Genomic DNA, 24,050 nt, shown 5'->3' with positions numbered 1-24,050 from the left:
GAGTAATGTCTACTTTGTCTGGGGTATCGCCTTCGTTGCATTCTGTCTTAATTTCTCTGTCGCTCGGTGGAGCAAGGTTCCTACTACTGGAGGCCTTACTCCAAGCTCTCCCGCGATTTCCACGTAGCTGTACCCTGAGTAGCGTAGGAGAAGCGCCTGTCTGTCTCTTTCAGGCAATTCATTCAGCCAGACATGTACATCCTCCTGATCTAGCTTACTTAGAATGATTTCTTCACCTGAAGGCGGAGATTCACTAGCATCATATAGCTGCTCTTGTTTATTCTGCAGTCGCCGTTCCCTCGCTTTTTTGTCCAGATAATCATATCCAATACGGGTAAGGACTCTATGAAGCCAGGCACCCAGCGCTGCTGGATCATCTGGTGGATTACGGTACAATCTTAGAAAAACTTCTTGAGCCAAATCATCCGCTGCCGATTCATCGCGTACCAAAGCGGCAAGCTTACGTCGGACAACAGGATAATGTTCGTAAAATATTGCTTTAAAAATTTCAGATTCCGGAATTTCCATCGTGTAAATCCTCCTTATCAGCTGCAGCTATAAGTAAGACGACTGTCAGTGCATTTTTGTATCAGAATTCTTCATAATTATCATAACCTATCTCAAGACAAGCAAAAAGACAGCCCCTAATTAACAAGGTTACTGTCTTCATTATTAGTCTTACCTATTTATTGTGATCTCAATTATCGAATTCGAATATACCGGTTAAGGATTTTCTTAGACAAAATACTCCGCTCCAGCTTAAGCTCCAGCAGCTGCTCATTCCAATGTAACACTTCATCTGAATCTTCATTCTTGCGCAGCTTCTCAAACAACTTCATGATCAATATGTTAACGGAATCAAACTGCGACCATAATTCTATCACACTTTCTTCTTGAACCTGGGGTTCTTCCGATACAGTGTTTAGATTCTTTAAACTCTCTATGATGTCAGCCTGCCACTGTCCATCGTTAATTGCTTTGGCATAATTTAAAAGGTCCAGATAATCGTCGACTGACATATGTACCGACTCCTTTGTATGTTTATACCAAGTATTATACTAGGTATTGTGTATATTGCAACATTTTATCCCTCTATACACAAAAAAACAAGGGCTAGTATGCGGACTAGCCCTTGCTAATAATTTTAAACGGAGTACGTTAAGTTATAGTAACTTCTCGATTTCCTCTTTGTATTGCTCCGATTTCGGACCAAATACAATTTGTACAGCACCTTGACCAAGTCTCATGACCCCAGAAGCACCGAGTTGCTTCAGCGCGGAATCTTTAACTGCTTTCTCGTCTTTAACGATCAGACGAAGGCGTGTAATACAAGCATCGATATTCTCGATATTTGAAGGTCCACCAATGTGCTCAAGAATTTGAGCAGCCTTGGAAGAAACAGCTGAACCTGTTGCGTTACCGCCAGTTGGTGCAAGCGCATCATCATCATCTTCTCGACCAGGCGTCTTAAGCTTGAACTTCGTGATGATAAAACGGAACAACACATAGTACAGAACGAAGAAGGCAAGACCTACAGGGATAAGAACCCATGCATTGGTGGATAGCTTCATGTTCACTAGGTAATCGATCAAACCTGCAGAGAAACCGAAACCAAGCTTAACATCTAGAATGTACATTAAAGCCATGGAGAAACCTGTTAACAAAGCATGCACCAAGTACAATAGTGGTGCCAAGAACATAAAGGAGAACTCAAGTGGTTCTGTAATCCCTGTTAAGAAAGAAGCAATGGCAGAACCGATAAAGATGGAAGCAACCATTTTACGTTTTTCTGGTTTAGCGGTATGAATAAATGCAAGAGCTGCACCTGGAAGCGCAAACATCATGATTGGGAAGAATCCAGTCATAAACATCCCAGCCGTTTTATCTCCAGCGAAGAAGCGGTATAAGTCACCGTGTACCAATTCGCCTGCTGCATTTGTAAAGTCACCAATTTGGAACCAAGCAATCGTATTCAGTACGTGGTGAAGTCCGATCGGAATCAATAAGCGGTTAGCTGTACCGAAGATGAAAGCTCCAACTGCTCCCAAGGACACAACCCAGTTTCCGAAATCACTAATTACATCTTGTATAGGGCTCCAGATCATCCCAATTAATACTGCAAGGACCATCGTGGATGCTGCCGTAATGATCGGAACAAATCGTTTACCTGCAAAGAACCCAAGCCAATCTGGCATCTTGATATTGTGATATTTCTTATATAGGAATGCTGCCCATGCACCGGCAAATATACCTCCGAGCACACCCATATTCAATACTACATCATCATTGATGAAGGAGAACTGAAGAGGTACAACAGCCAGAATCTTAGTTAACACCATGTATGCAATTACTGCTGACAAGGCAGCAACGGCATCCTTAGCGAATCCAATTGCGACCCCTACCGCAAAGATCAAAGCAAGATTTCCGAAGATTGCATTTGCACCGGCATTTAGGAATGGAGCAAAATATTGGTTCAAGAATCCCCCTACCGTGGCTCCTAGATGCAAATCTTTTTCATAGTTAAGCAAACCAAACCCTTGAAGAATAGCTGCCGCGGGCATAGTAGCAACTGGAAGCATAAGCGACTTACCTAGTTTTTGTAGAAAAGCCAACATAACAAAATCATCCTTTCGATTCAATAGTAGAAATGCTTTATTCGCTTATTACTTTGAAGCCACTGTAAGAACCAGATCCTGTCCAGCTGTAACCTGACCATAATGTCCGTTCACTTTAGGTGGTGTTTCTTCCGTACTAGTCACGATTACAGGCGAAATTGTGTCACAACCTGCTGCGCGAATTACATCCAGATCAAATTCGATTAGGGTTTGACCTGCCTTCACTTGATCTCCAGAGGAAATATGACTGACAAATCCGTTGCCCTTAAGGCTGACAGTATCGATTCCGATATGTAACAACAATTGCACACCGGAGGAATGTTCCAAAATAACTGCATGACTTGATTTCACGATATGAGCAACCGTGCCATCAAAAGGAGCTTTTAAGATCCCTTCGGAAGGTCTGATTGCAATACCGCTCCCCATATGACCACCAGCAAAGGTTTCTTCAGGAACTTCTGATAATGAAACGGCTTCTCCGCTGATTGGTGCCATGATTTCAATTGTATGTCCAGTAGGTTTCTCTTCTTTTTTTGATTTCCATTTGGAAAACATATGCTCCACTCCTCTAAAGATGTTAATTTTGTTTCACTAAGGTTTGAAATAATCGATGTAGATGCATCGCCAGGAAACATAGCTCTTCTTCTGGAATTTCTACTCCAAGTGATCTTTGCATCACTTTCCCGAGCTTTTGAGATAACTTGTATTCCTCTTTATATTCCTTCTTAATATGTTTCACAAAAGGATTATCTATTAGTGATCCTTTCAAAATACGTTCCAGCGAAAACCGTAAATGGATCATTAACCGAATATGGTTCATACTTCCATGTTCAAAAGTTATATTACGTTCTTGCTGAATCATGTCTAAAAGTTCACTCACAATATTGGATGCTTTTACTAACTGACCCACCGATACATTACTAACCGCGGAGTACACATGATAAGTAAGGAATCCAACCTCGTCTTCGGGAATTTGCACCTGAAATTCAGCATTGATTTTCTCTGATGCCTTGTAAGCGATATCAAATTCCTTCGGAAAAGACATCTTAGTTTCTTGTAAAAAAGGATTAATAATATCCATCCCGTTGCGCAGACGGTAAATGGTGAACTGAATATGGCTCGGGAGTGCCAGATAAATCTTGTCGTTTAATTTGTCAGGAAATTGACTTTGGATATCAGCAATTATTTCATCAGTTATTCTCATCACTTTGGGATCTATGTCTTCCAGCAATATTTGATACTGGCTCCAGGCTTCGCGGTCTTCTAGACGAAACAATTTCTCAATACGAGGATCGTTCCCTTCAATCACCCCTGAACCTTTCACAGCAAAACCAATGCCTTTGCCAATGATGACATATTCCTTGCCGTTCTTGCTTCCCTGAACCATTACAACGTTGTTCCCAATCACACGCTGTACTTGAAATTGCTCGATCTCCCGCGACAAGCTCATCACTCCTTTCCCATATTATCGTCAATTAGGAACAAAAAAAGCCAAGAAATGTCTCGTGAAGATGAAGACAATTCTTGGCTCATGCCCTTAACGGTAACACGCCACTGAAATATAAATGATCATTTATGAACATATCATAAATCATGAACTGCTAACTCGTCAATGATAAATTTATAAATGTCAAGCGGAGCACCTGTGATCAAAATTCATGACTTATAAATAGCTTTCGATTTGGGGAAGCTTATCTTTAAGCTGACGGACATTGGTTTCCAATCTTAAAATGACTTCTTCTAATTCCTTTGGATCGATGCCTCGAAGTACAGGAACTTGAATGACTTCAGTAGCTTTGGTTTCTGACTTTAATTCGCGCATCTCCAGTTGTTGCTCTTGCCATTTATCCATCAGATCAGCGATTGTCGCATAAAAACGCTCATAATCTTTGATTACGCTATCTAGAAAAGTATCTACTTCTTCCGCATCGTAACCACGAAGCTTCATACTGAATTCTTTTTCATGTATGGTTAGAGCATCAAGAGTGATGCCAAGTTGGCTGAAGAGCTTGCGTTGTTTGTCCAATCGACGTTTCATATGTTCATCCATCATTTGTTACCTCCAAGTATTTACTGCAATGATCCGGCAGTAACCATTATAACAGGGTAAGAGCATCCTGAAAATATAACTATAGTTCCAGTTCTAGAAGTTATCCGCAACCGCCTTGTTCAAAATACCTAGACAGCGATCAAGATCTGTCTTCACCTGCTTCTTATATAGCTTAGCTTTCTCTTCTCCATCAGAAGTAAAATGATATAAGACGATTTCTTGAAAATCCACCTTCGGATCATTCCCTTTTAGCTGTTTAGTACGATATAAAATTCCTTGCTGTACCAGCTCATGCAGGGCACGATAGATTTCGCTTTGTGGGGGGGAATATCCATGTGCCTTGAAATCTCGACGTAAATCCTCAAGCATTTGATATCCATAACCGCGGTGTTGTTCTACCATTGTGATAAGATACACCTTGATAAAAGCCCGTTGAGCAATCATAAACGCCATATTAACCCTCCTCATGTTGTATTGATATTGGCTAATCTTACCTGCTATAACTCTAGTATAAGCACTATTTTCCAACTTTCACAACCTGAAATGTGGTAGTGGGTTCACTTTTTCCGATTGGTATAGAATTTTAGTAGCGATGAATGATGGTTGCTATGGAAGTTACTAGATAGAGCTGATATTTTTGATTTTCTATTGTGAATTTTTCATATGATGAAAGTACAGAATTTTTAACTATGCGCTCCATTTCCCCACATTTGGATTGTCAACGGACCCTACAGACGCTATTGGCATAAAAAACAAAAAAAATACAGCTATTCTTATAGAATAGCTGTACTGGAGTCCGAAATAACGTTCAAATAGCTAATAATGCAGAAATAACGCCGTCTGAGTCCGAAAGCTTAAGCATTTGATCGAGACAGACATCATCTGGCCAAGTTCATTGTCTATATGTTAACTTTACCTATAGACAATACTAGAGTCTAAACTCTCTATTCCATGCCGTTCCTCTCCATAAACTCATCCTTCGTTAATCCAAATAAAATCAAATCATAATATCGTCCATTCGTGTAAATGACCTTCCGCCGCACGCCCTCTTGAACGCAGCCGACTTTCTTTAACATCGCTATAGAACCTTCATTGCCTTCCAGCGCACATTCATTGAATTTATTTAGTCGTCGTTCGAAAAAAGCATACTTTAAGAGGATCGTTATAGCTCTCGTTCCATATCCTTTACCTCGATGATCTTTTTCCACTTGCACGCCAATACTGAACGTACCATTTTTCTCGTCAATGCTGTTAAGATTTACTCCTCCTACATTCTCGCCATGCAAATCTTCGATCGTAAACATTAGTCTATTAGATGAGAATTCAGCATAAGTCTCTGCAAAATTTTTGGCTTCGGCAATTGTGGGCGGTAATTCAACAGCACACTGTAAGAGTCGCCTCGCTGGAGTGTCGAAACGATTCGTGTAATAACCTTCCCAATCCCCTTCTTGAATAGATCGCAATCTAATTTTCTCGTCTTTCCAATAATAATTACTGTAATCTATTTCTCTCATACTCTAGCCTCCAAATAATATCGGTAATGTTTATTTTAAATAAACATTACTTTATAACAGTGTAGTAAAATATAACCAATAAACATAACTATGAAAAAATACATTGTAAAAGAGGTTAACTTATGAGCGATTACCCATTGATCAGTGATTATAAACATAACCAAAAATATAGAGAAAGCTTCAATACTCTAGCCAAAATGATCTTTGGAATCGATTTTACACCTTGGATTGAACATAGGGGCTGGAATGACAAATATATTTGTTATTCCTTTATTGATCAGGATCAGGTGATAGCAAATGCGTCCATAAATATAATGACAATTGTTTTAAATCAAACAGAATATCAAGCCATTCAAATCGGCACCGTAATGACACACCCTGACTATCGCATGCAAGGACTATCCAGAAAATTAATAGATCATATTATTGCTAAATACGAGCATGAATATGACTTCATTTACTTATTTGCAAATGACAGCGCCTTGGACTTTTATCCTAAATTCGGATTTGAACGTATGCAAGAAAGTAGCTTTTCGATAAAGGCTGCTTATTTTAGAAATCAAACGTCTAAAACCCACTCTATGCGTCGCTTATCTATGAATAACTCCGATGATTTTACCTTGTTAAAACAATTCGCAGAAGAAAGAATACCTGTTTCCTCTATACTCAGTGTGATAGAGAATAAACATCAGCTGCTGTTTTATTTTATCCTCCCTTTCCATGATTCCTTTTATTATATCGAAGAGGCTGACGTTGTAGTGATCTTTAGACATGAGGATCAGCAGCTTCATATTTTTGATATCTTAAGCACTACAAGTATAGATATCAACGCCATATTGCATAGCATTATATCTCCTGAAACTGAGGTTATCCATTTTTATTTCACACCAGATTGTGCAATAGATCACTTGGAGACAGAATTAATTCCCCAGAGTGAGGATACGTTATTTATGCGTCCACTTTTAAAAGAACTACCTAAACATTTCATGTTTCCCATAACCTCACATGCCTAGATAGGATGAAGAAGGCTGCCATTCGGCAGCCCTTTTTTTAACGTAGCAGAAAGTATATATTTTGGATACTCACAAAGTACATAAGTACGCATCGAAGCAAAAATCCACTAATACTGGGATATTTTAATCATTCACAGGAATATACATACTCTGTATCTCTTGCACACCTGGAACAAATCCTAGATTGGTATAAACAGACTCTGCGTCATTCCCTTCCATGACATATAATCTTAGGAGTGGATACTTATCTTTAAGGAGATGAAGTCCTCTTTTCAACATGAGTGTCGCTAACCCTTTACCTCTAAAATCGGGTATTACCCCAATGCTGTAAACTGCAGCGTAATCTCCTTGTAATCCCAAGAGACAATTTGCAATTAACTGTCCCGATCTCTGATCATACACAAGAGTTGACGCCGTAAGTAATGCTTCATTTGTATAATTAGGTTCTTCACTAGGTACAAAATCTTCATAGGAGAATTTCTTTCTTCTGGTTGCTTCTAAACTTCCTGCAAAGCTAGCATAGTTGCATTCGGCAATTTGTTCTTCAAGAACAAATCGTTTAGCCCCCATCTCATCATCTTCGATCTGTGGACTTTCAATCCTAAATTCTTCGTTCCATTCCACCTCGAAATGATCTGTAGGACGCTGCATCCAGCGACATCTGAACTCATCAGGCCAAAACCCTGCCCGCGCAAATAAATTCACTTGATCCGGTAGAACCTCAAAGGTTTTTATCGGCTTAGTTCGATCTGACCAATATATCAAAAGCTTTTTTAGTAGTTTCAGCACCATAAATGTATCGTTAAACGGTGGAATAACAAATAAATGATAAATCCGATTAGGATCCATCCTTACACCACCTATTTTCGACTCACCTTTAAAGATCCAGAAAGCATTTCTTTGGGTAGAATCAAACCCTTCCTCTCTAAAAAAACCAATATATTGGATATTATAATAAATGGAACAGTAAATTCCCCATTCATCAGTTTCAGCCTTACGTATAGAATAATCATTACTTAACTCATAGGATATTTCGTCCTCAGACCATCCCTTTAATTGCATGTACGATTCCTCCTCGCTGCTTCTTCACCTTCTATCTTCCATAGTATCACGACTCAAAGTAAATGATTGGTAATAAACACTTATAGTAATTATTTATTAAACTATAGCAATTGATGTTCTCTGATCTTAGAAACGGCTTGTACACGATTTTTAACGTCTAATTTCTGATAAATATTGTGAATGTATCTCTTGACCGTGCCTGGAGAAAGGAATAACCGGCTTGCAATTTCATCATTAGAAAGACCTTCGACTATGAAAAACATGAGCTCTAACTCTCTTTTTGTAAAATGAAACGCTATAGAAGAATCCGACGTTCTCATAGCCTTAGAAGTAAAATTATATAACGGCTCGAGCTGATATGACTGTAGCAATTGATGAACATAATCAACATCAGAAGTTGTGCTCCGCTCCGATAAATAGCGTTGCAGCAATCGGGTAAGTGGCACACCTTCGTCAAGAAAAATACGGATATAACCCTCCGGCTCAGCAAGCTTAAGGGCCTGTTCTAACGCCTCAAATGCCTGACTATTCTTACTTAGAATTTCATAAGACACAGCAAGCAGCAACAAAATCTCGATCTGACTGCCCATTCGATCCGTTCGCCTAGCCTCACTTAACAGCTTATTAAGCCAAGGGATCGCTTCGTTGAACGCTTGACGCGCCATCAGTATACGTGCGAGTGTGATTTGTTCATATTCCCTAGTGACATTAGGCTTATCTGTTGTGCTAATATGACTTTTCGCAAGCCATTCATCTCCACTATTTACAAGTCCTTGCGAGAGTAAAATTCGAATATGTGCAGCCTCTAGCAATCTTTCCCAGCGAGGGGAAAGATGTTGTTTCAGATCTTTTATAGCCATTCGTAAAACCACTGCTGCTTCTTCAATGTGACCCAAAGCTGTTAATATTTTCGATTGTAAAATAACCCCAGGCACCCACACGCTCACTTGTTCCGAGGAATTACACATAACAAGCGCTTTTTCCACTTGGACGCTTGCATCATCAAGACGGTTCCATTCATAAAATAGATCCGACAAAAATATAAATCCATGCCCTTGTAACGCAAAATGAATCAATGCTCTTCTTTCCTCAGACGTTGAGACTTTAGCTGATAAATACGCCATTTTCTTCAATCTTCCACCGAATCCTATCGGGCCACGAAATAAAAGAGCTTCCCCCATATTTACTACTTTTACTATAGAAGAAAATCGCTCTATGCCTTCTCTGTTCTGATCCAACAGTTCAACAAACGTATCGACGTCCCCCTGATAAAAGGCAATGGAAGCACGATAAAGATCCAATCGCATTTGAACTACAGCTTGTTCTTTATCAGGAATAAAGAATTCCTCTTCCATGAAACGCTCTACCTTGTGTAAAAAGCGTTTGGCATCATCTGTTCGTCCGGAGACTGCCATCGACCCTGCTTGAAAATAGAAAAGATCAGGATGCACGATCATATTCTTGATAGGCAACATATCCAATAAATCTAGCAATATAGATTCATCGCCATTTTTAATAATCGAATTGAAATGTCTGTCCATACAGGATGCTGAAAGCACATATTCCTTTGCTTCAAACGCATGTTGTATAGCTTCTAATGCTAATCCTTCCTGGTCGTACCAAATTGCTGCTCTTCTATGTAAGTTTACAATCTCTGCTGAACTCATTTTTTTGGATAGTCTAGTTTTTAACATTTCCGCGAATAGATGATGATAACGGAACCACGATCTAGTGTCGTCAAGCGGTACGATGAAAAGACGTGCTTCTTCAACTTCCTGTAATTGCTTCTCCGCACCCGATTGATCCATCACAGCCGCTGCTAGAGAAGGACTAAAGGAATTCAATATAGACGTTACTAGTAAGAAATTTTGTACTTCGGTCGACTGCCTAGAGAGGACTTCATCCAATAAATAATCGAAAATATTGCGTGAGTTCCCTGAAAAAGTATTCATATACGCTGTGCGATCTAGTTTCTCTGAGAAGGAGAGAAAAGCTAGAATCAAACCCGCTACCCAGCCTTCTGTCTTTTGCTCAAGTAATAATAGCTCTTCAGGTGTAAGCTGATCCCTTAAGGATTGAGACTGAAGTTCATTTATTTCTTCAAACGTAAACCTCAGGTCGTCATTGCTCAGTTCCAGTAATTCCTGTTGCACTCTTAAGCGGGATAATGAGAGCGGTGGGCGTGTTCTACTTAATATCACAAGCTTCACATGATCTGGGAGATGTCCGATAAAAAAGCCCATGCTCTCGTGAACCGATTGATTAGTAATCGTATGATAGTCATCTACAATAAGGGTAATTGCACTGGGAAGGGAATAAAGCTCATTTAGTAGAAGTGAGATCGCAGTCTCTACAGATCCATCACGAACAGACTGGAGGAACAAATCTAATCGACTTAAGAAGGACGAAGCGATTCTTTGAATAGCAGCATGTACACTTAACCAGAAACGGACGAGATGATTATCTGAAATATCCAGCGATAGCCAAGCCACTTCATCAGCATGGATACGCGCCCATTCAGCCGCAAGTGTTGTTTTGCCAAAGCCTGCAGAAGCAGCAATAAGCGTCACCTTAGCACGATTCTCATCCAAGAACCTGGACATTAATCTAGTGCGCTGAACATAAAAAGGTGCTTGCTTTGGGATAGTCACACGTGAGGTGATGATCGAATGCTGAGAATAAGTTAACGCTATTTGGTGTTGAGAGGGAGAATTCATGGGATCCTTCCTTTATGTATGTCTTAATTTTCCCAAAATATGAGGCGGCTTCAACATTTTAATTTTTAATCATTGGTAAGTAATAACATAACATTCTAATATGCTGGCGTCCATGATGTAAAAAAAGCCGCCTATTGGCAGCCTTCTCATTAATATATTCTAGAGCATAGCCATATGGCAGTTCCCACAGCTATTACAGCTGCCAAGGCAACAAATATTACATACCCTCTCTTTGTTGCAGTAACCGAGTGATTATCATAAAATTCAGGCTTTCGAACGATTCCAAACCATAGATCCGTAATTAAACTCACTACTACTAGTGAGAAATTCTTAATGATTCCCACCTCATCACTCCTTTTCATCTTTATCTAACCAAGTTTATTATTAATTTCATTTAGCGACTCAATCATTTCATCCATTTTCTTGATCATCGCATATTGATTGCTAATCATCATAATTAAACCAATAAAGAACAAAATCACAAGAAGCAAACCCATGCTGCACTTCCTTTCAGTAGCTGAACTCATTCAATCTGAACATTCAAGCTCCGTGCAAACCCTGACCTCCATGACGGATACAGCGGGCTCCACCCATAATCCATTCGAGCTTTCGTATTAGAGGCTCCGCGTTCCCATCCTGCTCTGCCTTCTTGAACAATTGGAGTAGGAGCACCTATGGCTTCTGAATAGGTTGATAACCACTCCAATCCTTTAGCAGGCTCGTTGTCTACGATGTTCACTGGGCCTGAAGGCCAGTTCAGAGCAAGTACCGCCGCGTTAGCTGCATCCTCCACATGAAGAAATGACACAACCGCATCAGTTGCAGTTACTCTTCCTTGACGAATTTGCTCTGTCATATAACCATCCGTATCATACCAAGTCCCTTGGCCGTACAACATTCCATAGCGTAGAATGACATGGTTTGGTATCTCTGCAACTGTCTTTTCTAGTGAGCAAATACCTTCAATCGTTCTTTTTCGAGGCTCTGAAGCCTTCAGATCTAATGGAATTTCCTCCGTAGCAGGTTCTTCTCCAGCTTCATATGCCCATGAGATACTTTGTGCTATGATTTGTTCCACGCCAATTGCAAGGGAAGCATCCACAATATTTCGCGTTCCTTCTATTCTTATCCTAGAATTATCTGAGAAATTCCGCTGACTTTACTGAAGTTAGCTGATGGATAACCACTTCTGGCTGTACTGTGCGAATGGAAGCAAATATGGCCTCGCGATTGAAGACATCTGCGATTACCGCTTGTGCTCCACACTTCTCTATAATTGCTCTATTTTCTTCCTTATGGGTCAGTCCAACAACCTCATGCCCCGCTTCTACTAACTTGGGCAGCAATAGTCGTCCAATCGCACCCGCTGCACCGGCTACAAATATCTTCATCTAAGTCCTCCTTTTAACTCGACCATGCCTGATGGCATAGCTATAATCCTCGCGACAGTTCTGATCTGCTCTCTGCGCTGCTAGTTCATAATTGTAAGGAAGTAAAACTGGATCGAACATCCAAGAATGATCTCTTCGACTTATTATTAAATATCTGGCATGAGGAGTCATCGATTCCATGTAATGAGGATAAGGTAATTCTTCGTAATAAGCTGGTAATCCAACACTACCAGCATTCACGATAACCTTGCCATTCGGTAGACGCACTGATTTTTGAAGATGTGTATGCCCGCAAAAAATCATTGTTTGATCTACTGAATCAAGCTCAGCCATTAAGTCCTCAGCAGATTTTCCTTGAACTCCCGTAGGTAAAATATCCTCAAGCATATAGCTATCATCGGAGAATGGCGTCCCGTGACAAAACAATAAATCTTCGAACACCCACGTTGGGTTAAAGGATCGAATCCAGTCATGTATTTCGTTAGTCAGCATCGGTTTTACATATTGAAAAGTTATTGAATCCATATCCTTCTGAAGTAAATATCGATCACAATTTCCCATAATGTTCGTAACATTAGATCGATTTATCAGCAGTTCTGCTGTTCGAATAGGTTCAATGGCACCAAACAGAGAATCCCCTAAATTTACAATACTATTTATACCGCGTGAATCGATGTCCTGCAATACAGCCTCTAAAGCATAAACATTGCTATGTATATCAGAAATAACTGCTATGGTGTCCAGTTTATTCATTTTCAGTTACCTCTCAAATTCCTAATTATAATTTGGATGATTATCCATATCATACCACATACATAATAAAGACTGCACCTCACAGCATAACGCTAAGAGGTGCAGTCTTTGAATGAATTGTTTGTCTATAGTAGAACTCGATCAATTAACATTTAAATTTTATCGCGGTTGTAGACTTCAGCCTTCCGATCTGCTCTGTTAGCCATCGAATTGCCTAGTCTAGTGTCTTCGTTATAGATACCATCGTATCGCTGAGCATTCAACGAGCGGTTGCCCCGGAACACATCATGCGCTTGATATCCTCGTCCATTATCCTCTACAAGCACAAGGATCTTGCCACTTTCAACGTAGCCTTCATACTCTTTCGCCTCATCTTCAGGAATCCCTAGACCGATCAATCCGCCAACTAATCCACCTGCACCAGCACCAACGGCTACACCTGTTAGCGTCGCCACAATAGGTCCCGCTGCCAGAATTGGACCAATCCCCGGAATAGCGAGTGCTCCGATACCTGCTAGCAGTCCAGTAACTCCACCCAATACGCCACCAGTAGCTGCACCTGTTGCAACACCTTCTGGCGCCATTGTGCCTGTATCATCCGAAATATGTCTTAACTCATCGCGATCACGTGTGATCACTGATATTTCATCATTACTGAATCCTTGATTTTGAAGTCCTTCAATTGCTCTGGTTGCTTCTTGTTCGGTGTCAAAGATACCTACGATTTTTTTAGTCACTTGAAGCCCTCCTTAGTAATTGTCTTCGCTAGTTAATTACCCTGTATGCTGAAGACAAAACATCAAATGAACCATTTCAAGTGAACGAGGAACCCTTTCACTTCTTGGGGCGTGTTCGATTGGTCGGAATAGCTTGCAAGGGATCCTCTGGCCAATAGTGCTTAGGGTAGCGTCCTTTTAGATCTTTTTTAACCTCAAAATAAGTGCCACGCCAAAAGCTGGCAAGATCAGAAGTCACCTGCATCGGCCTTCTTGCCGGTGACAAAAGATGTAGCAATACAGGCACCTTCCCCCCTCCAATTCTAGGAGTGTCTAACTGTCCAAACATCTCTTGCAATCGTACTGCTAGTACAGGGGCTGCTGGATTAGCATAGTCTACAGGCACACGCGAGCCACTAGGAACCGTTATATGCGTCGGCGCTTCCTGCTCAAGAATCTGCCTCTGATTCCAGTCTATCAGCCCCTCAAGTGCACGCGATAAAGGAATCCGCTGGAGATCGCGCAAGTTACGCATTCCTTGAATGTATGGTAATAACCATTCATCCAGTGATTCAATTAATGCCGCATCTGAGACATCCGGCCAATCCGGCCGCAAGGCGTGCATAAATATCAGCCGCTCACGAAGCTGCAAAGTTCCCTTTTCCCAAGGTAAGATTTCAATTCCCTCTTCTGCGATAACACTAAGCAGTACTTTTGCTGTTTCTTCCGCAGAGGGTCTTTCATGTGACGTTTCTTTTAAGACGAGAGCGCCGAGCATCGTTCGACGGCGCTTCTTCACACTTCCACTTTCTTTATCCCAATATACGTCCGCCTCTTCAGTGATGCGATCCGCATGATACTTTAGCAGTTGTCCCTCTTCTAGCTCTGCTGCCAGCATGATTGCACCTTGTGTGGCCCGATCGTCAACGGAAGCAGCCACAATATAAGCGGAACGGGCCAGCGGCTGCCCTTCCCGCAGAGCCACGCCGCGACCGGCGGAGAGCAGAAACGCGCCATCGCCGCGTTTCTGCCCGATACGGTCGGGATAGGCGAACGACAGAAGCAGCCCGCAGAGGCTGATGTCGTTCACTGTCTCGCCCGGCGCTGCTTGCAGCTGCGCCAGGAAATTGCGGCTCTCGCGCACCACCGCGCGCAGAGCCGCCGGGTCCGCTCCGCCCGTGTCGGCGGAGCGCTCAAACCGAAGCAGCGCCTCTACGCGGAGCGTGAGGTCGCAATCTAGTGCCGCGGGACCCTTGAACAGGTCCCGCTCTTGCAGCAGCGCCGCCAGCCGGCAGGCGAGCGGTGCTGCATCAAGCTCTGCCGCGCGCAGCAGCATATGCGCGGCTCGCGGGTGCGCGCCAAGCGCGGCCATGCTGCGGCCGTGCGGCGTGATGGCGCCGCCGGCGTCCAGCGCGCCGAGCTGGCGCAGCAGCGCGATGCCCTGCGCATAAGGCGCAGCGGGCGGCGCGTCAAGCCAAGCTAGCGCGGCAGGGTCGCGCACGCCCCACAGCGCCAGCTCCAAAGCAAGCTGCGCAAGATCCGTCTCCATAATCTCCGGCACATTGTCATCCGGAAGGCGATTATGTTCCTCCTGACTCCACAGCCTGTAGCATACGCCAGGTGCTGTCCGTCCGGCACGCCCTCTCCGTTGATCGGCAGAGGCTTTCGATACCGGAACCGTCGTAAGACTCGGCATTCCTGTACGCGGTGAGAAGATCTGCGTACGACGCAGTCCTGTATCAATTACCGTTCGCACACCCTCAATCGTCAAGCTTGTCTCCGCAATGGAGGTCGCCAGCACGACTTTGCGTTCGCCGTTTATGGATGGAGCCACAGCAGCATCCTGCACAGTCTGTGGTAATTGTCCATACAAAGGACGAAGAACTATTTCGTCAGGCAGTTTTCCATGTTCCAACTCATTTTGAGTTCTGCGAATCTCTCGTTCACCCGGTAGGAATACGAGGATATCTCCCGGCTGTTCATCAAGCGCACGTCTCACTGCGGCCGCAGCCGATTTTTCAATCGGAAGATTCCCTGTTGTTGGGGTATAGATGGTTTCCACCGGATAGGTTCGTCCCGGACAATCCACAACTAGCGCATCGCCTAACATAGCAGAGACACGTTCACTGTCCAAAGTAGCTGACATAATCAGAATCCGAAGATCATCACGCAGCACTGCCTGCGCTTCCAGTGCGAGAGCAAGTCCCAGATCCGCATGAAGACTACGCTCATGGAACTCATCAAAAATAATCAGACCCACATCCCCTAGCGATGGATCACTCTGAAGCATCCTTGTTAAGACACCTTCAGTCACTACAACAATTCGTGTATTCTTACCTACCTTAGTGTCATTCCGCATGCGATAACCAACCGTCTGTCCAACACTTTCTCCAAGACAAGACGCCATGTAGATTGCGGCAGATCTTGCAGCAAGTCTTCTGGGCTCTAGCATAAGGATGCTTTTACCAGCCATCCACGGCTCGTCCAGAAATGCCGGAGGCGTTCCTGTTGTTTTGCCTGCACCGGGTTCAGCGATGAGAACAGCTGCCCGTGTTGATCTAAGTATGTTTTTCAGGTCTGGAAGCACCTGTGTAATTGGAAGCTGTTTCATTGTATCTCTCCATCGGCTGTAATAATATGTTATGATTTCCTTTGATGTGGTCTAAACCCTTTTCATCATGTGCGAAAAAACTTGAAAGATCAAGACAAACTGTACATACATTTTATTATTTCAAGTCTTAACGCTTTTGGTCTTATACTTTCTTATATTTTTAAAAAGGAGACTGTCTAAAATGCTCGTAACTAAAGCCACGATTTCAGATTTATCTATGCTCTGCAAGATCGATAGTATGGTCATTGGCAGCGAAGTTCGTAAACCTAAGATCGAACAATATATTTTGAACGAGCAATGTGTTGTGGCAACGATTAACAGTGAGCCTGTCGGTTTCGCCTGTTACGATACCACTTTTTTCGAATGCTGTTTCATACAGCTCGTAATTGTGAATCCCAATTTCAGACGACTCGGTATTGCCGGCGCACTTATTCGTTACATGGAAGAACATTGTCCAACTCCTAAGCTCTTTACCTCCACCAATGAATCCAATACGATCATGCAACAGGTCTGTCATTCTCTAGGATTTATAAGAAGTGGAATCATTGAAAATTTAGATGATGGCGATCCAGAATGGATATATTTTAAGCAAATACGATGAAATACGCTTGTGAAGCGCAGTACGCAAAAAGGCAGCTCTACCGTCTAAATCTACGAAGAGATGCCTTTTTATACTACACTATTTATCCTGATCTCCAATTGAGAGGAGCATATTAGCACTATTCTTCTTCCCTACTCATCTGTTCGTGGATTTGAACACTATATTGCATATAGGCTGGGTTACTATCTAAGCCTCGTTCACGCAGCAGCTCTTGCAGCCGTAGTCTTTTCATAGACAATTTTGCCCGAAGTGCCTTGCCCTCACTGCTCTCAGAACCTCCGCTATTGTGGCAGGCAGCAAGCAGCCCTTCGAGGGTAACACATTCCGTACGCAAAGATATTTCCTCGGGCACCAGCCCGGAATTCTTCATGATTTTGAAGGACATCCGCAATTCTTCTGGAACACCAGATAAATCCTCAAGCTCCAGCGGCTTGCCATGCCCTGATAAATCTCGAAATTCTCCATTACGCATAGACTCCTGAATCCGCTGCTCAACCAGCCAGGACATCATCCCCATATACACAGCCTCCTTCACCAATGCCACTCTCTATGATCTATCCTGCCTAAGCAAAAGTTTGTTTTGCTGAATTGCGTTTATTCTAGCACAAAAAACTGTAGATTTACATCAAGCTGCCGAATTACATCCTTACAACTTTGCGATGCTGCGAACTGTTTATTTGCTGTACTTTCGGACTCAGATGCAACTATTCACTCTAATGTACCCTCCTTTCATATTCTGTTTATTCTGTATTTTCCGCTTATTCCACAATTCAGACCATTCTGCTAAACTATCGCCCCCCGCCCCCTATCCCTATCCCTATCCTTATCCCTATCCCTATCCCTATCCTTATCCCTATCCTCAACATATTACTAACGCCTAGCCAAACCCAGCAATAGTTTAAATTAAGACAAACAATTGCTATACTCTTTCTGATGAATCTAAACTCAATATAAAAAGGACTACAGTAGTAGTCCAAAGGAGAAATATAACATGATAGCTAACCTCAAAAAAGCAGATGATCATTTTGTCGCTTGTTTCGAACGTCAACTAAAACATTCCGCATCAGAAATCTGGTCCTTTTTGACGGAGAATGAGAAGCTTGCTTTATGGTTCACTGAATTACGTGTTGAAGACCTGCGTGAAGGTGGATTAATCAAGTTTGATATGCAAGACGGAACCTTTGAGGAAATGACGATTACCGCCCTGCAACATGAATCGATCCTTGAATTTACGTGGGCTGAAGACTCTGTTCGCTTTGAGCTATATCCAAATTCAGAAGGCTGTTTACTCGTCTTAAATGAAACGATCCGAACGCTCACACCGCACACTCCCCGTGACTTAGCCGGCTGGCATGTATGTCTAGATGTGATCCAGCACCTATTGGATGGGACCACGCTGGATTCGCGAAAAGCCGAATGGAATGTTCGGTACGAGCAATACCGCGAAGCGATCTCTAAACTAGGATAATAAGGACTCTGCCCCGTCAATCACAATTTGCGCACCTGTAATATGAATAGACTCATCGGATGCCAAAAATGAAACTAGATCGGCGACATTATCCGGCTTACCCGGCCCATCCGCCAGCGGCTGCGCGCCATCGGGAAATTCAATTGGAATGACGATCGCTTCTACCTCCTCGTTCATTTCAGTGGTTTCATCTATATTGGTAGCAATTGCCCCAGGGCAGATCACATTCACTCGAATTTTAAACTTAGCTAGCTCAAGTGCAGCCATTTTAGCAAAAGCCACCTGTCCAGCTTTGGTAGTGCTGTACGTAGACCACCCAAAGCTGGCAAATCTAGTATTCCCGTTGATGGAGCTAGTGATGATAATGCTACCTTTTCCTTTATCCTTCAGATGAGGGATCGTATATTTCAGTGTCAAAAACGTCCCCGTCAAGTTCACCGACATCGTGCGTTCCCAATCACTCAAGCTCAGTTCCTCTATAGGTCCCACCGCACCATTGATTCCCGCGTTAGCGAACACTACATCTAACCCACCGAATTGTTCGACCGTCCTGCGAACGGCTTCCTCCATCCCTTTTTCATCCGAAGTATCTACCTCTATAGCCAATGCACAATCTTTGCGAAACTTGTTCAGCTTATCCGCCAAAGATGTAGTGCGTTCCAGATTCAAATCAAAAAGCGCTACATTAGCCCCTTCCCTAGCCAGCTTAATCGCAGTAGCCCGACCAATTCCTGAGCCCGCTCCAGTTATAATTGCAGTTTTCCCAATAAATCTTTGTTTCTTAGCTATGTTTGGACTCATATGTAATCTCTCCCTTAAGATCTCTTAGTGATGTACTATGGATCAAGATTACCCAAATACATGTACACTGGAATCATCTTCACAAAAAAACTCCCCGTTCAAAAGCTTGAACAGAGAGTTTCATCTAAATTGATCCATTTAATTGTCCAGCTTCCGCACATCCACTTTCACGCTCAAAGTGCCTGCTCCACCACGATACACACCTTTTACAGGTACGATATCTTTGTAGTCCCGTCCGTGACCTAACTTAATATAACGCCAATTGACCTCCACATTATTGGTTGGATCAAATCCAAGCCAACCAGTACCCGGAATGTGAGTCTCCACCCAAGCGTGTGAGGCTTGCTCAAAATTAGCATTACTCCCTTGCAGATCACCGACAAAATGATATCCACTTACATACCTGGATGGCAGACCAACACTACGGCAGACAGCGATCATTAGATGAGCATAATCCTGACACACACCGCGTTTGAGCTTCAGTGCCTTTTTTACCGTTGTATTTACGCTTGTAGCCTCAGGGTCATAGGTGAATTGTTCATAAATCGTCGCCGATAATTTAAGAATCCATTCATACATATCCTCCGTTTCATTAAAAGGATACTGTGAAGCAAACTCCACTAATTCAGGCGTCACCTCTGTATAACGAGTCGGCAAAATAAACTCAATATACCGATTCTGGAAATTCTCATCATTTAACAATTTAACTTGTTCTTCAAGACTGGTTCGTGGTAGATCGGCACCTTGGGCTTTATCCAGCGTGACTACAGTAGCTTTAGTATGGATAACCATTTCCGTATGCGGCTTATTGACCGAATAGGCATGGACCCGATTTCCGAAGAAATCCTCATACGTTAATAGATTAGCTGGCGGGTAAACATCCACTTCATGGTGATAACAGGATTGGCGGTAATTCGTGCGCGGAGTGAGTCTGATTTCATTGACACTGTCCGTAACCGGCTCTGGATAGCTGTATGTGGTGGTATGATTGATTTGAATCTTCATACAGACACTCCTTCTCGCCGAAAAAAGGCGCCCTCCATTGTTTTGCCAAGTTTTTGACAAGATATCACCAGCGACTTAAGTACATCTTCCACCAGCTCACCGGACATTTCTTCTTTTTCCATATAATCCAGCTCAGCTTTGAGCTTACCTGCTTGACGAATGACTTTTTCATGCCCTGAGCCTTTTTCAGAGGAATCTAGTTCAAGCTTAGCTAAATGCTCTTCCAGCTGATGAAAAGAAAAACGAATGGAACGCGGAAATTTGGGATTCGCAATCAAGAAATCTAAAATGCTCTCCGGAGACATAGCATCTGCATAATAACGGCGAAACGCTTGGTACCCGCTAACGGATTTAAGCACCGCCTGCAACTGAGTATAAACCGCGTTAAGCTCCTTAAATCGGCATGCGGCAATGACCGCCTGCAAGATACGTGTTGTATTCTCTGCCCGCTCTAGAAACCGTCCGCTCTCAATGAAATGCCACTCATTCCCTCTAAGCATTACCGACTGTTCTGCTCCGAGAAACATGGCTGTACGCTCCTTAACCTGCTGATAGAACTGATGTGGCCCGCTCATAATATCTGCGACAGAACGCTCACCAAGCCACAGGTTGAAGCTGTTGACAACATCCCATAATTCACTTGGAAGCTGCTGACGAAGAGTGCGCAAATTATTTCTAGCATGATGTACACAAGAGAATAATGAATTAGAATTGCCTAAATCAAGTGTGATGAAAGATAGCACATCCTGCTCAGAGAAGGTTTCGAACTGCTGCATATATTCACCCCGAACACCTAACGCATCGATCAACCTTGACCATTTATGACCTTCTTCATGAAAATCCTCTTCCTGCTGGATATGATAATGAACATTGATTAGCCGCGCATGATTCTCTGCCCTTTCAATATACCGTCCGATCCAGAACAAAGCTTCAGCATTTCGATTCAGCATATCCAGCCACTCCCTTATTCTACAAATTGATGCTGCATTTTATTATTCAACAACCAAGCTTATAAAGTAGTATCATGCCATGACCCAAGTATCCTTTACGCCGCCACCTTGCGAGGAGTTTACGACCAATGACCCTTCCTTCATAGCCACCCGTGTCAATCCTCCAGGGATAACATGCGGCTTGCGGTCAGCGCCCATTAACACAAAAGCCCGAAGGTCGATATGTCTAGGCGCCATAGTCCCCCCTGACAATACCGGTGCTCTGGATAGAGACATAATCGGCTGTGCAATATAACGTTCCGGGTCTGCAATAATCTTCATTCGGAATTCAGCCAATTCTTCTTTGGTAGCTTCGCTTCCGATCAACATCCCATATCCCCCGGATAAAGAGGTTTCCTTAACTACCATTTCTGATAGGTTCTCAAGGACATATAAACGTTCATCAGGTCTTCCTAGCAAATAGGTCGGGACATTCCCAAGAATCGGCTCTTCATTCAGATAATAACGAATCATATCCGGTACATAGACATACATTGCTTTATCATCTGCAACACCGGTCCCGGGTGCATTAGCAATCGCTACATTTCCAGCCCGATACGCATTCATCAAACCCGCCACTCCGAGAAGCGAATCCGGCTGGAAAGCTAACGGGTCAATAAAATCATCATCCAATCGGCGATATAGTACATCTACGCGGCGAAGTCCGTTCATTTCTTTTAGATATATTTTGTGATCTTTTGCAACCAAATCTCGTCCTTCAACCAAATGTATGCCCATCTGTTGTGCAAGAAAAGCATGCTCATAATAAGCAGAATTGTATTCCCCAGGTGTAAGTAGGGCTATAACCGGATCTGACTTTCGTGAGGGTGATAAACTACGTAGAACGGATAAGAAGCGGTTCAAGCTATGATCAACATCTCGGATGGAGCTGGCAAAGGACAATTCAGGAAACAACTGATTCATCAGGGTTCTGCCTTTAAAAAGATATGAAAAACCTGAAGGCGTTCGTAGATTATCTTCAAGCACATAATATTGCCCATCATGATGGCGGATCAGATCGATTCCCGAGGTAGTGATGTAGGCTCCACCAGGCACCCTTAGACCCGCCATTTCTGGCCGGAAATAACAGTTGGAGATGATCATACGCCTTGGGACTATTCCATCCTTTACGATGTACTGCTCATGGTAGATATCATGAATGAACAAATTCAAAGCCGTGATACGCTGAATAATTCCAGCCTCTAGCCTCTCCCATTCATTCTTAGGAATAATGCGTGGAATCATATCGAAGGGGATCGTACGCTCCATGGGATGATCCTGAGCCGGATTGTATAGCGTAAAAGTAATTCCTTCCTCCATCATCCTGCGCTGCATCAAATTCTGCTTACCCTGCAGCTCTTCGGAGCTCATTCCGGAAAACATGCGATTCACATGTCTGTAATGCGGCCGGACATTTCTCTTATCTGCATACATTTCATCGAAAAAATGTTGCAGCGGATACGGAGACAGACCTGGCAGAGGATCTAATTTGGACATGAGCCCGACTCCTTTCGATAAATGTTATCTTTACTAACAACCTATACTTTAATTTCTGAAAATATCCATGAAAATATTGTTTTGTATTCCCATAATACGTAAATCGTATTGCCGATGTCAATATATATAACAGAGAAATGTGATCTCTGAATATTTCCTTGTTTTGGAATCGCTTCCTTTCTCTCATATATAGGTTGCCCGAGCTGAAATGTATTTCTTCATTGAATTGTATGCAGGAGTAGTGACAAGCATTACTATTATGAATTTTTCATATGTTGTTTTTTTTATATAGTTGGAAGGAATATGATTTCATGGTGTATGGTATAATTTGGAACGATAGGAGTGTGAGCAAAATGAAGCACAAATATACTATGTCAATAGAACAGGAAGAGGCTAGGCGGAATCACATTTATCTGTTATTTGGTCTTTCAGAAGCTGGTTCAATGAAGGTAGCACTTAGTCGTGTAGGTAATCGTCATTTAATAAGAGTACTTTCATTTAATGAGACGTTCTCTGCTGGGCCGCTGTGCAAATTACATAATGATCAAGGGTGTCATGCCCGTGAGTTATGGTTTCAGGAACGATTTCCGGATCAAGGTTATCATCTCAATCCCCAGCATAAACTGGGAGCCATGGTTCAGACCTTAAAAGAAATTCCCGAGGACAAAAAAATCACGATTTGGTGCGGAGACAACTCCCATGATCAAACAGGTTTACGGTTTGCACTTTTTGTTCTTAGTGAGAGGAAGCAACCTATTTATGTTATAAATCCAATCGAGGCTTATGAGGAACTTCCCGGGATTGTTGAACCATTTAGCATTGGCTTATCTCCCCAGTCCCTGGGTCAGCTCCCAAACGAAGCTGTGCAAGCTATTATCAAAAACACCGAAAATACGCAACCCCTTACCTCCGCGCAGAGAAAACAGTATGAACTGGAGTGGCAAGAAATCAGCAACACTGAGGATATGCTTCGAGTATGGTCTAATGGTCAGCTAACAAATGTTCCCGAAACATACTATGACGAAGACATTCTATCTTTAATTGTGCAACTGCAAAAGAATGAAGAGGGAGATCATTTCGTAAATGCAGGACTTATTGTAGGTGCAATTTTTGGGCAGTGGAATTTATTTATCAGTACCTCATTTATAGAATATCGCTTCTGGAGGCTTATTAGTGAGGAAAAGTTGTTATTTAAAGGGATACCCTACGCCATGCATTTGTACGCACTAAGAGTTCCGTAGGGTTAC

The 24,050-nt window shown here is 42.6% G+C and carries 24 protein-coding genes and 1 pseudogene; 4 read left to right on the top strand and 21 right to left on the bottom strand.

What is annotated here, in order from left to right; all coding sequences use genetic code 11:
* Positions 1–9: 9 nt before the first annotated feature.
* The 8 genes from R50345_RS13375 to R50345_RS13340 form a co-directional block, all read right to left on the bottom strand.
* Complete coding sequence (locus tag R50345_RS13375; RefSeq protein WP_042127269.1) at positions 10–528, bottom strand: sigma-70 family RNA polymerase sigma factor; 519 nt, start codon at positions 526–528, stop codon at positions 10–12.
* 173 nt (positions 529–701) lie between these two features.
* Positions 702–1,019: a hypothetical protein gene (locus tag R50345_RS13370; protein ID WP_042127267.1), complete on the bottom strand. Its 318-nt coding sequence runs from the start codon at positions 1,017–1,019 to the stop codon at positions 702–704.
* A 144-nt stretch (positions 1,020–1,163) separates the two neighbouring features.
* A complete protein-coding gene (gene nagE, locus R50345_RS13365) occupies positions 1,164–2,615 on the bottom strand; it encodes an N-acetylglucosamine-specific PTS transporter subunit IIBC (protein WP_042127265.1) in 1,452 nt (483 codons plus the stop codon).
* A gap of 48 nt (positions 2,616–2,663) precedes the next feature.
* On the bottom strand, positions 2,664–3,170 hold the full coding sequence (locus R50345_RS13360; protein WP_042127263.1) for a PTS sugar transporter subunit IIA: 507 nt from the start codon (positions 3,168–3,170) through the stop codon (positions 2,664–2,666).
* 22 nt (positions 3,171–3,192) lie between these two features.
* The gene (locus R50345_RS13355; RefSeq protein ID WP_042127261.1) at positions 3,193–4,065 is read right to left on the bottom strand and encodes a PRD domain-containing protein; all 873 of its coding nucleotides are present in this window, start codon (positions 4,063–4,065) and stop codon (positions 3,193–3,195) included.
* Between the two features lie 213 nt (positions 4,066–4,278).
* On the bottom strand, positions 4,279–4,665 hold the full coding sequence (locus R50345_RS13350) for a DivIVA domain-containing protein (RefSeq protein ID WP_042127259.1): 387 nt from the start codon (positions 4,663–4,665) through the stop codon (positions 4,279–4,281).
* A 93-nt stretch (positions 4,666–4,758) separates the two neighbouring features.
* A complete protein-coding gene (locus tag R50345_RS13345; RefSeq protein ID WP_042127258.1) occupies positions 4,759–5,118 on the bottom strand; it encodes a replication termination protein in 360 nt (119 codons plus the stop codon).
* A gap of 491 nt (positions 5,119–5,609) precedes the next feature.
* A complete protein-coding gene (locus R50345_RS13340; protein WP_042127256.1) occupies positions 5,610–6,179 on the bottom strand; it encodes a GNAT family N-acetyltransferase in 570 nt (189 codons plus the stop codon).
* 122 nt (positions 6,180–6,301) lie between these two features.
* Here R50345_RS13340 and R50345_RS13335 point away from each other — a divergent pair, with 122 nt between their 5' ends.
* A complete protein-coding gene (locus tag R50345_RS13335) occupies positions 6,302–7,192 on the top strand; it encodes a GNAT family N-acetyltransferase (RefSeq protein ID WP_042127254.1) in 891 nt (296 codons plus the stop codon).
* A 123-nt stretch (positions 7,193–7,315) separates the two neighbouring features.
* Here the strand turns inward: R50345_RS13335 and R50345_RS13330 are convergent, their stop codons facing one another.
* The 8 genes and pseudogenes from R50345_RS13330 to hrpB form a co-directional block, all read right to left on the bottom strand.
* A complete protein-coding gene (locus R50345_RS13330; protein ID WP_042127252.1) occupies positions 7,316–8,254 on the bottom strand; it encodes a GNAT family N-acetyltransferase in 939 nt (312 codons plus the stop codon).
* Positions 8,255–8,355: 101 nt separating this feature from the next.
* Entirely contained in the window at positions 8,356–10,857 is a 2,502-nt protein-coding gene (locus R50345_RS13325) for a winged helix-turn-helix domain-containing protein (protein WP_231574184.1), read from the bottom strand.
* 263 nt (positions 10,858–11,120) lie between these two features.
* Entirely contained in the window at positions 11,121–11,333 is a 213-nt protein-coding gene (locus R50345_RS13320; RefSeq protein ID WP_231574181.1) for a hypothetical protein, read from the bottom strand.
* Between the two features lie 6 nt (positions 11,334–11,339).
* Complete coding sequence (locus R50345_RS32210; RefSeq protein WP_269321987.1) at positions 11,340–11,468, bottom strand: hypothetical protein; 129 nt, start codon at positions 11,466–11,468, stop codon at positions 11,340–11,342.
* A 26-nt stretch (positions 11,469–11,494) separates the two neighbouring features.
* A pseudogene (locus R50345_RS13315) lies at positions 11,495–12,362 on the bottom strand (NAD-dependent epimerase/dehydratase family protein).
* Positions 12,363–13,115 (bottom strand): metallophosphoesterase family protein, encoded by a 753-nt coding sequence (locus tag R50345_RS13310; RefSeq protein WP_042127244.1) that lies wholly within the window; start codon positions 13,113–13,115, stop codon positions 12,363–12,365.
* A 152-nt stretch (positions 13,116–13,267) separates the two neighbouring features.
* Positions 13,268–13,852, bottom strand: a complete 585-nt coding sequence (locus R50345_RS13305) for a general stress protein (RefSeq protein WP_042127242.1) — start codon at positions 13,850–13,852, stop codon at positions 13,268–13,270.
* A 97-nt stretch (positions 13,853–13,949) separates the two neighbouring features.
* Positions 13,950–16,442 carry an ATP-dependent helicase HrpB gene (gene hrpB / locus R50345_RS13300; RefSeq protein ID WP_042127240.1) on the bottom strand — a complete coding sequence of 831 codons (2,493 nt, stop codon included), beginning with the start codon at positions 16,440–16,442 and terminating at the stop codon, positions 13,950–13,952.
* A gap of 181 nt (positions 16,443–16,623) precedes the next feature.
* Here hrpB and R50345_RS13295 point away from each other — a divergent pair, with 181 nt between their 5' ends.
* Positions 16,624–17,043 (top strand): GNAT family N-acetyltransferase, encoded by a 420-nt coding sequence (locus R50345_RS13295; protein WP_042127238.1) that lies wholly within the window; start codon positions 16,624–16,626, stop codon positions 17,041–17,043.
* A gap of 118 nt (positions 17,044–17,161) precedes the next feature.
* Here the strand turns inward: R50345_RS13295 and R50345_RS13290 are convergent, their stop codons facing one another.
* Positions 17,162–17,560 carry a DnaJ family domain-containing protein gene (locus tag R50345_RS13290; protein WP_042127236.1) on the bottom strand — a complete coding sequence of 133 codons (399 nt, stop codon included), beginning with the start codon at positions 17,558–17,560 and terminating at the stop codon, positions 17,162–17,164.
* 474 nt (positions 17,561–18,034) lie between these two features.
* Here R50345_RS13290 and R50345_RS13285 point away from each other — a divergent pair, with 474 nt between their 5' ends.
* On the top strand, positions 18,035–18,511 hold the full coding sequence (locus R50345_RS13285; RefSeq protein WP_042127234.1) for an SRPBCC family protein: 477 nt from the start codon (positions 18,035–18,037) through the stop codon (positions 18,509–18,511).
* On the opposite strand, the gene R50345_RS13280 is transcribed toward R50345_RS13285, so the two are convergent.
* From R50345_RS13280 to R50345_RS13265, 4 genes are all read right to left on the bottom strand, one after another.
* A complete protein-coding gene (locus tag R50345_RS13280) occupies positions 18,503–19,312 on the bottom strand; it encodes an SDR family oxidoreductase (RefSeq protein ID WP_042127232.1) in 810 nt (269 codons plus the stop codon). The genes R50345_RS13285 and R50345_RS13280 overlap by 9 nt on opposite strands.
* A 138-nt stretch (positions 19,313–19,450) precedes the next feature.
* Positions 19,451–20,317: a transglutaminase family protein gene (locus R50345_RS13275; protein ID WP_042127230.1), complete on the bottom strand. Its 867-nt coding sequence runs from the start codon at positions 20,315–20,317 to the stop codon at positions 19,451–19,453.
* On the bottom strand, positions 20,314–21,267 hold the full coding sequence (locus R50345_RS13270; protein ID WP_042127228.1) for an alpha-E domain-containing protein: 954 nt from the start codon (positions 21,265–21,267) through the stop codon (positions 20,314–20,316). The genes R50345_RS13275 and R50345_RS13270 overlap by 4 nt, the downstream gene beginning before the upstream one ends.
* A 72-nt stretch (positions 21,268–21,339) precedes the next feature.
* Positions 21,340–22,803 (bottom strand): circularly permuted type 2 ATP-grasp protein, encoded by a 1,464-nt coding sequence (locus tag R50345_RS13265; protein WP_042127226.1) that lies wholly within the window; start codon positions 22,801–22,803, stop codon positions 21,340–21,342.
* Positions 22,804–23,156: 353 nt separating this feature from the next.
* Here R50345_RS13265 and R50345_RS13260 point away from each other — a divergent pair, with 353 nt between their 5' ends.
* The gene (locus R50345_RS13260) at positions 23,157–24,044 is read left to right on the top strand and encodes a DUF1835 domain-containing protein (RefSeq protein ID WP_197069780.1); all 888 of its coding nucleotides are present in this window, start codon (positions 23,157–23,159) and stop codon (positions 24,042–24,044) included.
* The last annotated feature ends 6 nt before the right edge of the window (positions 24,045–24,050 follow it).

Source organism: Paenibacillus sp. FSL R5-0345, from assembly GCF_000758585.1.
Lineage (GTDB): Bacteria > Bacillota > Bacilli > Paenibacillales > Paenibacillaceae > Paenibacillus_AQ.
Note: the sequence above shows the minus strand (reverse complement) of the source record. Positions and strands in the feature narration are given on the sequence as shown.

What these genes read in the sequence shown, in the direction of transcription:
- R50345_RS13340 (WP_042127256.1), bottom strand. Translation starts at nt 6,179, where the DNA reads ATGAGAGAAATAGATTACAGTAATTATTATTGGAAAGACGAGAAAATT.
- R50345_RS13375 (WP_042127269.1), bottom strand. Translation starts at nt 528, where the DNA reads ATGGAAATTCCGGAATCTGAAATTTTTAAAGCAATATTTTACGAACAT.
- R50345_RS13355 (WP_042127261.1), bottom strand. Translation starts at nt 4,065, where the DNA reads ATGAGCTTGTCGCGGGAGATCGAGCAATTTCAAGTACAGCGTGTGATT.
- R50345_RS13295 (WP_042127238.1), top strand. Translation starts at nt 16,624, where the DNA reads ATGCTCGTAACTAAAGCCACGATTTCAGATTTATCTATGCTCTGCAAG.
- R50345_RS13370 (WP_042127267.1), bottom strand. Translation starts at nt 1,019, where the DNA reads ATGTCAGTCGACGATTATCTGGACCTTTTAAATTATGCCAAAGCAATT.
- R50345_RS13275 (WP_042127230.1), bottom strand. Translation starts at nt 20,317, where the DNA reads ATGAAGATTCAAATCAATCATACCACCACATACAGCTATCCAGAGCCG.
- R50345_RS13345 (WP_042127258.1), bottom strand. Translation starts at nt 5,118, where the DNA reads ATGGCGTTTATGATTGCTCAACGGGCTTTTATCAAGGTGTATCTTATC.
- R50345_RS13310 (WP_042127244.1), bottom strand. Translation starts at nt 13,115, where the DNA reads ATGAATAAACTGGACACCATAGCAGTTATTTCTGATATACATAGCAAT.
- R50345_RS13320 (WP_231574181.1), bottom strand. Translation starts at nt 11,333, where the DNA reads ATGAAAAGGAGTGATGAGGTGGGAATCATTAAGAATTTCTCACTAGTA.
- hrpB (WP_042127240.1), bottom strand. Translation starts at nt 16,442, where the DNA reads ATGAAACAGCTTCCAATTACACAGGTGCTTCCAGACCTGAAAAACATA.
- R50345_RS13335 (WP_042127254.1), top strand. Translation starts at nt 6,302, where the DNA reads ATGAGCGATTACCCATTGATCAGTGATTATAAACATAACCAAAAATAT.
- R50345_RS13290 (WP_042127236.1), bottom strand. Translation starts at nt 17,560, where the DNA reads ATGGGGATGATGTCCTGGCTGGTTGAGCAGCGGATTCAGGAGTCTATG.
- R50345_RS13280 (WP_042127232.1), bottom strand. Translation starts at nt 19,312, where the DNA reads ATGAGTCCAAACATAGCTAAGAAACAAAGATTTATTGGGAAAACTGCA.
- R50345_RS13330 (WP_042127252.1), bottom strand. Translation starts at nt 8,254, where the DNA reads ATGCAATTAAAGGGATGGTCTGAGGACGAAATATCCTATGAGTTAAGT.
- R50345_RS13350 (WP_042127259.1), bottom strand. Translation starts at nt 4,665, where the DNA reads ATGGATGAACATATGAAACGTCGATTGGACAAACAACGCAAGCTCTTC.
- R50345_RS13285 (WP_042127234.1), top strand. Translation starts at nt 18,035, where the DNA reads ATGATAGCTAACCTCAAAAAAGCAGATGATCATTTTGTCGCTTGTTTC.
- R50345_RS13270 (WP_042127228.1), bottom strand. Translation starts at nt 21,267, where the DNA reads ATGCTGAATCGAAATGCTGAAGCTTTGTTCTGGATCGGACGGTATATT.
- R50345_RS13260 (WP_197069780.1), top strand. Translation starts at nt 23,157, where the DNA reads ATGAAGCACAAATATACTATGTCAATAGAACAGGAAGAGGCTAGGCGG.
- R50345_RS32210 (WP_269321987.1), bottom strand. Translation starts at nt 11,468, where the DNA reads ATGGGTTTGCTTCTTGTGATTTTGTTCTTTATTGGTTTAATTATGATG.
- R50345_RS13265 (WP_042127226.1), bottom strand. Translation starts at nt 22,803, where the DNA reads ATGTCCAAATTAGATCCTCTGCCAGGTCTGTCTCCGTATCCGCTGCAA.
- nagE (WP_042127265.1), bottom strand. Translation starts at nt 2,615, where the DNA reads ATGTTGGCTTTTCTACAAAAACTAGGTAAGTCGCTTATGCTTCCAGTT.
- R50345_RS13325 (WP_231574184.1), bottom strand. Translation starts at nt 10,857, where the DNA reads ATGTCCAGGTTCTTGGATGAGAATCGTGCTAAGGTGACGCTTATTGCT.
- R50345_RS13360 (WP_042127263.1), bottom strand. Translation starts at nt 3,170, where the DNA reads ATGTTTTCCAAATGGAAATCAAAAAAAGAAGAGAAACCTACTGGACAT.